Genomic DNA, 9,955 nt, shown 5'->3' with positions numbered 1-9,955 from the left:
CATCGCCTCCAGCAGCACCCGCGGGATCTTGGCGCGTACGACGTTCAGGTCGCGCAGCGGCGCGGTGGCGGCGCCCTGGACACTTTCACGCTTCAGCTCGTCAGCCGTCTTCACACGCTCCTCCGGGGAGGGCGGCGGCGTCTGGGCGGCGGCGGTCGACGCCGCAAGGATCAGGGCGAGGGCGGTGAGGGTGCGCATGTGTGGAGCGGACCTTAGCGCGACTTTGGGCGGACGTAAGGCGGCGGAAGGGCTTCGCGGGTGGTAGGCCGGGTGAGGTTCGAACTCACGACCATTCGATTAAAAGTCGAATGCTCTACCACTGAGCTACCGGCCCGCACGCAGGGCCGCGAAGCGGCGCGGACCATAGGCGCCGCCTTCCGGCTTAGCAAGCCGTGGCGGTTTGCATTTGCGTCCTTGGGCGAAGCCGGCAGTCTGGCGGAGCGATCAGTGAGGTGGGGCGTGACGATTCACGAGGCGATGCGCAGCGATCGGCGCGGCTTCCTGTTGGGGGCCGCCGGCGTCGGCCTCGCAGGCCTCGGCGGCTGCGCGACGGCCCGCCCGCCGGCGCCGCCCGCCAAGCCCGCCTTCCGCGCCGTTTCGCCTCTGGCGGTGGTGAACGCCCGTCCCGAGCGGATCATGAACATCACGGTCTGCCTCAGACCGTTCCGGCCGGCCGGGCCGAGGCTGGATGCCGAGACCGTCGGTGACAAGCTGGTGGTGCACAACTACGGCCACGGCGGCAGCGGCTGGTCGCTGTCGTGGGGCTCGGCCCGCGAGATCCTGCCCAAGGCGCTGTCGAAGGGCGAGAAGGACATCGCGGTCATCGGCTGCGGCGCGCTGGGCCTGACCGCGGCGATCACGCTCCAGCGGGCGGGCGCGAACGTCGTCATCTACGCCAAGGAGCGGATGCACGACTCGCGGTCGGCGCGGGCCACCGGCGTCTGGTCGCCCGACTCGCGCATCGCCAAGGCCGACGCGGTCGGTCCGGAGTTCGCAGCGCTGTGGGAGCGGATGACCCGCACATCGTTCCGCACCTTCCACAGCTACCTGGGTCTCCCGGGGGCGCCGATCGAATGGATCGACCGCTACGTGCTCTGGGATGCGCCGCCCAGCCGCCGCGCCGACCCGGTCGGCTTCGCCCACCTGGGCAGCCGGGTCGCCGACCTGACGCCGCCTATGGAGGCCCTGCCGCCGGAGGCCCATCCGTTCGCCGCCCAGGTGGTGCGCCGCACCTCGCTGCCGATGTTCAACATCGCGGGCCTGGGCCGCGCGCTGGAGGCTGAGTTCCTGATGGGCGGCGGCCGGATCGAGGCCACGGAGTTCCACACCCCGGCCGACCTCGCCAAGCTGAAGCAGAAGGTCGTGGTCAATTGCACCGGCTACGCCGCCCGCGCGCTCTGGAAGGACGAGACCCTCGTGCCGGTCCGCGGCCAGATCGCCTGGCTGATCCCGCAGCCCGAGGTGAACTACGGCATCATCCACGAGAACGTCTCGATGCTGGGCCGGCGGGACGGGATCGTGATCCAGCAGACGGGCCCCGACGAGGGCTGGGGCTACAACGATGCGAACGAGGCGCCGGACCGCGCCGAAGCGGAGGCGGCCGTCGCCGCCATCGCCCGGGCCTACCGGATTGCGGCCTGACGTCCTAGATTTGCGTCAGCTGCGGCGGGCTACGACGGCCCACTGGCGCGCCCGCTCCCGGGCCCCAGCAAGGACGGTGGGTCAAAGCGTTCCGCAAGGGCGTTTTCCCGCCGCAGCGCCCTTCAGGCCTATTGCTGTTGCTGCATCTGCTGCAGGCGCTGCTGCTCGATCAGCGCGGCGGCCGAGGGACGGCGGCTGCCGCCCCGCGCGGCGGGGCGCGACACGCGCAGGAACTCAGGCTCGCTGATCGCCGCACGGGCCTTTCTGACCGACACGCCGACAGAAAGCTGGCTCTCGGCCTCACCCTTGTAGACCCCCCGCGAAGGCGGCACGTCGGAATAGTCGCGGCCGACCGCGCAGATCACGTGCCGCTCGCCTGCCTCGATGTTGTTGGTGGGGTCGAACCCGATCCAGCGGGTGGAGGGCAGGAACACCTCGACCCAGGCATGCGTCGCGTCCGGGTCCGACCGGTCGCCGCCCTTGCGGTCGGTGAACAGGTAGCCCGACACATAGCGGGCCGGGATACCCCACGACCGGCAGATGGCGATCATCAGGTGGGCGAAGTCCTGGCAGACGCCCTTGCGCGCGGCGAGCACGTCGTCGATCGGGCTGTCGGCGCGGGTGATGCCAGCCTCATAGCCGAAGGCGCCGTAGATCGCCTGGGACAGCGCGCGCACCGCCGTCAGCGGGTCGCGCATGCGCAGTCGGGCCAGGTCCTGCTCCGCGAGGAAGGCGTGCAGCGCCTCTGTTTCCCGGGCGAAGCCGTGAGGTCGCAGGTGGTCGAAGTGCTCGCCCTGGACGAAGTCGGAGCGCAGCCGGTCCCATTCGCCCATGTCCAGCGCGTCGGGCGGCACGGCGGGCGGGACGGTCTCCACCGCCGAGCGGGCGGTGATGGTCAGCCGATCGTGCGGCTGGGGCACGTCGAAGTGATAGACGGCGTTGCCGAAGCTGTCGGCGTACGAGAACACCTGCGCCGGCGGGTCAAGGTCCAGGTCGAAGCTGACCAGCCGCTGCCGCGCGCTCTTCTGGGGCTGCATCCACAGTTCCATGACGCTTTCCCGCACCGGGGCGGCGTACTGGTATTGGGTGACGTGGCGGATCTCGAGCAGCATCAGGCGGGCAGCCGTTCTTCGAGGGGATAGGCGACGAAGGTCTCCCAGGCGGTCCGGTGGATCGCCGCACATTCTTCCAGGACGGTCTTCAGGAACGCGCTGGGGCCCTGGGCCTCCAGTTCGTTGAGGTCGGCGTACTGCAGGCGCGCCTTCAGCCGCCCCGCGAGCCGCTCAGGGTCGGCGGCCGAGGACATGCCGGCGTGCCGGCTGATCGCCACCAGGTGCGACTCGATCTGAGCCGTGCAGAAGCGCATCGATCGCGGGAAGTCCTCGTCCAGCATCAGGAACTGCAGGATGTAGCGGGGCTGCATCTCGGCCGTGTAGACGCGCAAGTAGGGCTCGAGCGCGCAGCTCATCCGCAGCACGTTGGTCAGAGCGAAGTGGTCGCTGATGGGCCGCCGGCGGCCCTCGCCGAAGCAGACCTCGAGCAGGCTGCCGATCAGCTGGGCGCGCTCCAAATACATGCCGAGCAGCAGGAACCGCCAGCCTTCGCCATGGCTCATGGTGACGTCCGCCGCGCCCCGGAACAGGTGCAGGTCGGCGATGATGTCGTGCAGGTAGGCCTGCGAGCCCTCGGTATAAGCCTCGGCCGCGTCGGGCCGCGTCATCCGCAGGTAGATGAGGTTCAGCCGTTCCCAGGTCTCGGTGGTGATCTGGTCGCGCACCTGGCGGGCGTTCTCCCGTGCGCGGCTGATGGAGGAGACGATCGAGCCCGGATCCTCACGGTCGAACACCAGGGCGTAGGACGCCTCGTAGGGATCCTTGGTGCGCGCGTCCTCGGCGTCGCCGACGGCGGCCAGCGCGATCCGCGCCACCTGGCCCGCGCCCTCCGAGCGGTCCAGCGACGCCGACAGCATCACGTCCGAAAGCCGGCACATGTGCTCGGCCCGCTCCACGTAACGCCCGATCCAGTAGAGGCTGTCGGCGACCCGGGCGAGCATCATGCCTTGGGCTCCTTGGGCTCGGTCAGCACCCAGGTGTCCTTGGATCCGCCGCCCTGGCTGGAGTTCACCACCAACGAACCCTTCTTCAGCGCCACGCGCGTGAGCGCGCCTGGCGTCACCACAACCTTCTCGCCGCACAGGATGAAGGGGCGGAGGTCCACGTGCCGCGGCTCGACTCCGTGGTCGATGAGGCAGGGGGCGGTCGAGAGCTGGATCGTCGGCTGGGCGACGTAGTTTTCCGGGTTCGCCTTCAGCGCCTGGGCGAACTCCGCCTGCTGGGCCTTGGTGGAATGTGGCCCCACCAGCATGCCGTAGCCGCCGGAGGCGCCCACAGCCTTCACCACCAGGTTGTCGAGGTTGGCCAGGACGTGGCCGAGCTGGGCCGGCTCCCGGCAGAGATAGGTCTCGATGTTGGGGAGGATGGGCTCTTCGCCCAGGTAGTAGCGGATGATGTCGGGCACATAGGCGTAGACCGCCTTGTCGTCTGCGACGCCCGTCCCCGGCGCGTTGCAGATCACCACATTGCCGGCCCGGTAGGCGTTGAACAGGCCGGCGGCGCCGAGGGCCGAGTCCCGTCGGAAGGTGAGGGGATCGATGAAGTCGTCGTCGACCCGGCGGTAGATCACGTCCACCCGGCGCAGGCCCGTGGTCGTGCGCATGTAGACGAAGTTGTCGTGCACGACGAGGTCGCGGCCCTCGACCAGGGGCACCCCCATCAGCCGGGCCAGATAGGCGTGCTCGTAGTAGGCCGAGTTGTAGACCCCGGGCGTCAGCACCACGACCTGCGGGTTCGGCCGCCAGTCGGCCGCCATGCTCTTCAGCGTCTGGAGCAGCATGTCGGGATAGCGGTCGATGGATCGCACGCCGGCGCCGCGGAAGGTGCCGGGAAAGACCCGTTTGGAGGCCTCGCGGTTGGCCAGCATGTACGACACGCCGGAAGGGACGCGTAGGTTGTCCTCCAGCACCGCGAAGCTGCCGTCCGGCTGGCGGATCAGGTCCGATCCGCAGACGTTGGCGTACGCCTTGTGCGGCACGTACAGGTTCTGCATTTCGCGCCGGTAAGAGGGCGCGGTCAGCACCAGCTCGCGCGGCACGACGCCGTCCATCAGGATCTGCTGCTCGGAGTAGATGTCGGCCAGGAACATGTTCAGCGCCTGCAGGCGCTGGATCAGGCCGCTCTCGATCTTCGCCCACTCCTGGGCCGGGATGATCCGGGGCAGGATGTCGGTGGGGATGATCCTCTCGGTGGAGCTTTCCGCGCCATAGACCGTGAAGGTGATGCCCTGGAGCAGGAAGAATCGCTCCTGCGTGCGCTGGCGCTCGGCGAGTTCGTCGGCGCTGAGGGTGGCGAGCCTCGCCTGCAGGGCGGAATAGTGCGGCCGCACCTGGCCGTCGGAGCCGCGCGCCTCGTCATAGGGCCGCACCGCGATCGACGCCGGTTCCGTCTTGGCCCTTCTGACTTCCCCCACGTCCGCTACCACGCGCTCCAGCCTGTTCGTCGCCGCCACCTCTAGGACGGTTGGCGCGCGGCCGAAAGGCCAGGCTTCGTGCTTCGGCCAGAAAGGCAAGCGACGGACCTGCCCGGAAATTGGGCAGGTCCGTCAGCCGTTTACCGGATGATCCAGTCGGCGCCGTTCAGGCTCGCTGGGGCGACGCCCTGCAGATGCAAGAAGTAGCTGCCCCATTGGTCGCCCGAGGCCCAACCGTCGCTGTCATAGATCATCTTGGTCCCGCCGGCGCCGTCGTCGAGCAGCTTGAGCCGGCCATCCGCCACGGGGTCGGCGCCTGCATAGGTCCCCTTGAAGACACCGCGCAGGTCCAGCACGTCGCCGTCCTTGAAGTCCGTGATCTTGGCGGGACTCCAGGGCAGGTCGCCGAAGACGAACCGGTCGGCGCCGTCGCCCCCAGTGAGCGTGTCCGAGCCGCGGCTGGCGTTCAGCGTGTCGGCGCCCGAGCCGCCGCGCAGGGTGTCGCCCGGATAGGAGGAGGTCAGCGTGACGCCTGCCGTCCCGCCGCCGCCGGTGGGCGGCGGAGGCGTCGGCGACGGCGCGGAACCGCCTGTCAGCGCCTGGACGTCGGTCACCGAGACGCCCTGCAGGTGGGCCACGTAGTCAGGCCAGGCGCCGCCGGGGCCGTCCGGATCGACGACGACCTTCGTGCCGCCGGCGCCGTCGCCCATCAGGAGCACGCGCTCGGAGGCCGGGGCCCCCTTCAGCAGGGCGGTGAGGTCGAGCTTGTCCTCGCCCAGGCGGAAGTCCTTGATCTCGGTCGGCGACCACGGAACCTTGCCGAACACGAACAGGTCCGCGCCGGCGCCGCCGGTCATCAGTTCGCCGCCGTTGCCTGCGGTGAGGGTGTCGGCGCCCGCACCGCCCGTCATGACGTCGCCGAAAGCCTTGGAGGTCAGGGCGACGCCGGCGCCGGAGGTCGGAGGCGGCGGAGGCGGGGGCGGAGGCGGAGGCGGAGGCGTTACAGGCGGGGCCGTCCCGACGCCCGGCAGATTCCAGGCTTTCACGTAGTCGACCTTCATGTTGGCCGGCCAAGGGGTCGACCCGTCGGGCGAGCCGGCCCAATGGCCGCCAACCGCCAGGTTCAGGATCATGTGCATCGGCTTGGTCATGTCGGACGGCGTAGCCGTCCGCCAGATCTCGGTCCCGTCGGCGTAGAAGACGATCTCGGACGGGCTCCAGAGCGCCCCATAGGTGTGGAAGCCGTCGCCGCCGGGGATGAAGTTCTGCATGCCCGCGGCGGGCACCGCATTCGAGTGGATCGCGGTGTGCGGCACCTGGGTGTCGGAACCCAGCCCTTCGAGGATGTCGATCTCGTTGTTGTTCTCGCCCAGCAGCCAGAACGCCGGCCACAGGCCCTGGCCGTCCGGCAGCTCGGCCCGGATCTCGAAGTAGCCGTACGTCTGGGTGTGGTGGGAATCCAGCATCCCCGACGTGTACTGGTAGCCCCACATGTTCTGGGACTGCCAGCCGGCGGGCTGGGCGGTGATCGTCAGCACGCCGTTGTTGATGGAATACGGGTTCAGGCCCAACGGAGCCCCGGTGGTGCCCTTGAACTCGGGGCTGACGTAGATCTGCTGCTCGCCGTTGCGGGGCAGGGTGAAGCTGTTCAGCCCGTCGCCCGCATAGCCGAAGTTCGTCTTCCAGACCGAGCCGGTCTGCAGACTGTCGAAGTTGTCGACGAAAGTCTGGGACCCGAGCTTTCCGTAGTCGAGCGGCAGCTGGAAGTCGCGGGCGGAGAACTGACCGACGTTGGCGTTGCGGAAGATGATCTGCGTGCCGCCGTCGTTCAGCACGACGTCCGAGCCCTGCTGCGTCATCGCGGCTTTCACCTGGTCGAAGGTGGTGAGATTGCCGCCCACGAGCCGGACCTTGTCGGACCACGACTGGAAGTCCTGGATGACCTTGGAGCCTTCACCCCTGATGACGATGAACGTGTCGGCCCCGCCGCCGCCCAGCAGCACGTCCTCGCCTCGGCCGCCGTAAAGGTACTGGTCCCCGTCGAGACCCTGGATGATGTTGGCCTGGTCGTTGCCCGCCGCGTAGCTGCCGCCGCCGAAGACGATCAGGTTCTCGACGTTGGCCGACAGGTTGTACGAGGACCAGATCTTGATCGTGTCGACGCCGCCGCCGCCGTACTCCGTGACCACGTCGCGGCTGTCTCGCACCCAGTAGAAGTCGTCGCCGCCGCCGCCGACGAGGGTGTCACGGCCGCCGCCGCCTTCGAATTCGTCAGGCCCGTCCGAGCCATAGACCGTCTCGCCCGCCCAGGTCCCCTTCACGTAGCGGACGCCATACTGGTTCGTGTCGGGCAGCATGGTGCCCGACGCGTTACGATATCCCATCTAAGGAACTCCGACGCTCGTTATGGGTTGTTGGTGGCCAGCGAGCGGTCAGCAGACCGCGCGGTGTGCCCCCGCGACAAAATGCGCCTTAGATGCGTCGTTTCGCGCCGGCAACACGATACTGTTGTGAAGCTTCCAAGTTATTGTCGATTATCTGAATAGTGCGTGGCGCGTTGTCGCACCGGGTCAGTTGCGCCGCATTTAGGCCTGAATCTGCAAGCTGAATATAGCTGAACGGTGCAGCTTGTTTACTTAGATGAACTGCCGCGCAGCCTGAGCGCCCTCGCGCCGGCGCTGCAAATCGCCGCAACGCACGACTTGCGAAATCTACTTCCATTCGCTGCGGCCGCCGACGTGACACGGCCCAGTCGCCCAGCTACACCGGACGGGGGACTCGCTCGCTGGGATAGAAGCTTGGGTCGACTGCTGCTCCGCGCGTTCGCCGTCTCCGCGGCCCTGTGCGTCCACGGTCCCGCCGCAGCGGCCGAGGCGCGCGCGCAGCTCGAAGGCGACCTCGACCCCGACCTGCGGGCGGCGATCCAGCGCGCCATCGGCGAGACCGGCGACAAGATCGAAACCCGCTTCGAGGCGCGTCGCCGGGCCCGCGCTGCGGCCGAGGACGCTATCGCCGTGCTGCGGTCCGAGGGCTACTACGCCTACGTGGTCGAGCCCGACGTCAGCGAGACCGATCCGCCGATCCCGCTTGTACGCATCGCACCGGGACCACGCTTCCGGCTGGGCCAGCCGGCGATCCAATGGCAGGGCCAGGCTCCTGATGCGGACACCGAAGCCAGGGTGCGCCGTGCGCTGGACCTGGAGCCGGGCGAACCCGGCCGCGCCGCCGAGGTGGTCGCCGCGGAAGGGCGCATTGTCGCCACTCTGCAGGGCCGCGGCTATGCCGACGCCGTGGCTCAGCCGCGCGAGGTGATCGTCGACCATGCCGACTCCAGCCTGACGCCGTCCTATCGCATTCAGGCGGGGGGGCTCGTGAGGCTGAACGGCCTGGAGATCACCACCGACGGCCGCACGCGGGCCGAATGGGTGCGCCGGCTCGCGCCTTGGACCCCGGGCGAAGCCTACGATCCCGAGGACGTGGCCGAACTCGAGCGCCGGTTGCTGGACACCGGCGTCTACGATTCCGTGACGGTGGCGCTGGCCCCGGCGACCAAGGCCACGGCGGAGGGCCTGCGCCCGGTCGTCGTCAGCCTCGCCGAGCGCAAGCGGCGCACCATCGAGGCGGGCGCCAGCTACTCCACCAGCGAAGGCGCCGGCGTGGACGTCCGCTGGACCCGCTACAACGTGCTGGGCCGCGCCGACACCCTGTCCTTGCTGGGGCGGCTCTCGGACAAGGACACCCGCGCCCAGGCCGAACTGACGCTGCCGCACTGGCGGCGGGCGCAGCAGACGCTCCGGCTGGGCGCGGCGGCCTACGACGTCAGCACCGACGCCTACGACGAGACCGGCTTCGGCGTACGGGGCGACATCACCCGGCGCTATGGCAAGACCTCCTACGTCACCATGGGCGGCAGCGTGGACGCCAGCCGGACCAAGGAGCGCGAGGAGGAGGATCTCTCCAAACTCGGCCGGGACCTGGTGACCATCGCCGCCCTGGGCGACCTGCTGCTGGACCGCTCGAACGATCCGCTGGACCCGCGGCAAGGCTGGAAGCTCAGCGCGCGCGCCGAGCCCACCGTCATCCTCGGGGAAGAGAACCTGCCGTACCTGCGCCTGCAGGTGCAGGGCACGGGCTATGTGCCGCTGGACAAGCAGGGCCGCACGGTCGTGGCGGGACGACTGAAGGTCGGCCGCATCGTCAACGGGACGGTCCCCGAGGTCCCGGCGTCGCGGCGCTTCTACGCCGGCGGCGGCGGCTCGGTGCGGGGCTTCCCGTACCAGGCCGTGGGCCCGAGGCTGGCGGACGGCACGCCGCGCGGCGGGACCTCGCTGTTCGAGGCCTCAGCCGAGGTGCGCCGCGACCTCACCCCGCGCTGGGGATTTGCCGCCTTCGTGGACGCCGGCTCCGTGGGCTCGGAAGGCGCCATCGACTTCGACGACCTGGCGGTCGGGGCGGGGGTGGGGGTGCGCTACAATCTCGGCTTCGCGCCGATCCGCGTCGACATCGCCACGCCGGTCGCCAACCGCAACGGCGAGGCGGCCTTCCAGATCTACGTCAGCATCGGGCAGAGCTTTTGAGCGAGCCGGCCGACACCCCGGCGGCCGCGTCGGCCCTGAAGCGCTCGGCGATCCCGAAGGCGATCGTGGCCGTCGCCGTGGGCGTGCTGCTGGTGCTCGTGGGCCTCGTCGCGACGACCCGCTTCGGCGTGCTGACCCCTCAGGCGCGGCTGCTCATCGAGGCGCGCACCGATGGCCTGAAGATCGGGCGGTTCGGGCGCCTGAAGGTCGAA

The 9,955-nt window shown here is 69.5% G+C and carries 7 protein-coding genes, 1 tRNA gene and 1 pseudogene; 3 read left to right on the top strand and 6 right to left on the bottom strand.

Annotated elements, in window-relative coordinates; translation table 11 throughout:
- Positions 1–198: pseudogene (locus RIF93_RS15000) on the bottom strand (hypothetical protein); the annotation flags it as partial.
- A gap of 61 nt (positions 199–259) precedes the next feature.
- Positions 260–334, bottom strand: a tRNA-Lys gene (locus tag RIF93_RS14995).
- Positions 335–477: 143 nt separating this feature from the next.
- Between RIF93_RS14995 and RIF93_RS14990 the strand changes: the two genes are divergently transcribed.
- Positions 478–1,641 carry an FAD-dependent oxidoreductase gene (locus tag RIF93_RS14990; protein ID WP_309092254.1) on the top strand — a complete coding sequence of 388 codons (1,164 nt, stop codon included), beginning with the start codon at positions 478–480 and terminating at the stop codon, positions 1,639–1,641.
- 128 nt (positions 1,642–1,769) lie between these two features.
- Here RIF93_RS14990 and RIF93_RS14985 read toward each other — a convergent pair whose 3' ends face one another.
- The 4 genes from RIF93_RS14985 to RIF93_RS14970 form a co-directional block, all read right to left on the bottom strand.
- Positions 1,770–2,753, bottom strand: a complete 984-nt coding sequence (locus tag RIF93_RS14985; protein WP_309092253.1) for a transglutaminase family protein — start codon at positions 2,751–2,753, stop codon at positions 1,770–1,772.
- On the bottom strand, positions 2,753–3,697 hold the full coding sequence (locus tag RIF93_RS14980; RefSeq protein WP_309092252.1) for an alpha-E domain-containing protein: 945 nt from the start codon (positions 3,695–3,697) through the stop codon (positions 2,753–2,755). Before RIF93_RS14980 ends, RIF93_RS14985 begins: the two co-directional genes overlap by 1 nt.
- Entirely contained in the window at positions 3,694–5,127 is a 1,434-nt protein-coding gene (locus RIF93_RS14975; RefSeq protein WP_309092255.1) for a circularly permuted type 2 ATP-grasp protein, read from the bottom strand. The genes RIF93_RS14980 and RIF93_RS14975 overlap by 4 nt, the downstream gene beginning before the upstream one ends.
- Before the next feature lie 179 nt (positions 5,128–5,306).
- Positions 5,307–7,550 (bottom strand): family 16 glycosylhydrolase, encoded by a 2,244-nt coding sequence (locus RIF93_RS14970; protein WP_309092251.1) that lies wholly within the window; start codon positions 7,548–7,550, stop codon positions 5,307–5,309.
- Between the two features lie 414 nt (positions 7,551–7,964).
- On the opposite strand from RIF93_RS14970, the gene RIF93_RS14965 reads away from it, so the two are divergent.
- Both RIF93_RS14965 and RIF93_RS14960 read left to right on the top strand, forming a co-directional pair.
- Positions 7,965–9,743: an autotransporter assembly complex family protein gene (locus tag RIF93_RS14965; RefSeq protein WP_309092250.1), complete on the top strand. Its 1,779-nt coding sequence runs from the start codon at positions 7,965–7,967 to the stop codon at positions 9,741–9,743.
- Positions 9,740–9,955, top strand: a 216-nt coding sequence (locus RIF93_RS14960) for a hypothetical protein (RefSeq protein ID WP_309092249.1), incomplete at its 3' end; no start/stop codon positions are given. The genes RIF93_RS14965 and RIF93_RS14960, both read left to right, overlap by 4 nt.

Source organism: Phenylobacterium sp. (genome assembly GCF_031181185.1).
In the GTDB taxonomy this organism is placed as follows: domain Bacteria; phylum Pseudomonadota; class Alphaproteobacteria; order Caulobacterales; family Caulobacteraceae; genus Phenylobacterium.
This window is presented reverse-complemented; position numbering and strand designations above follow the sequence as displayed.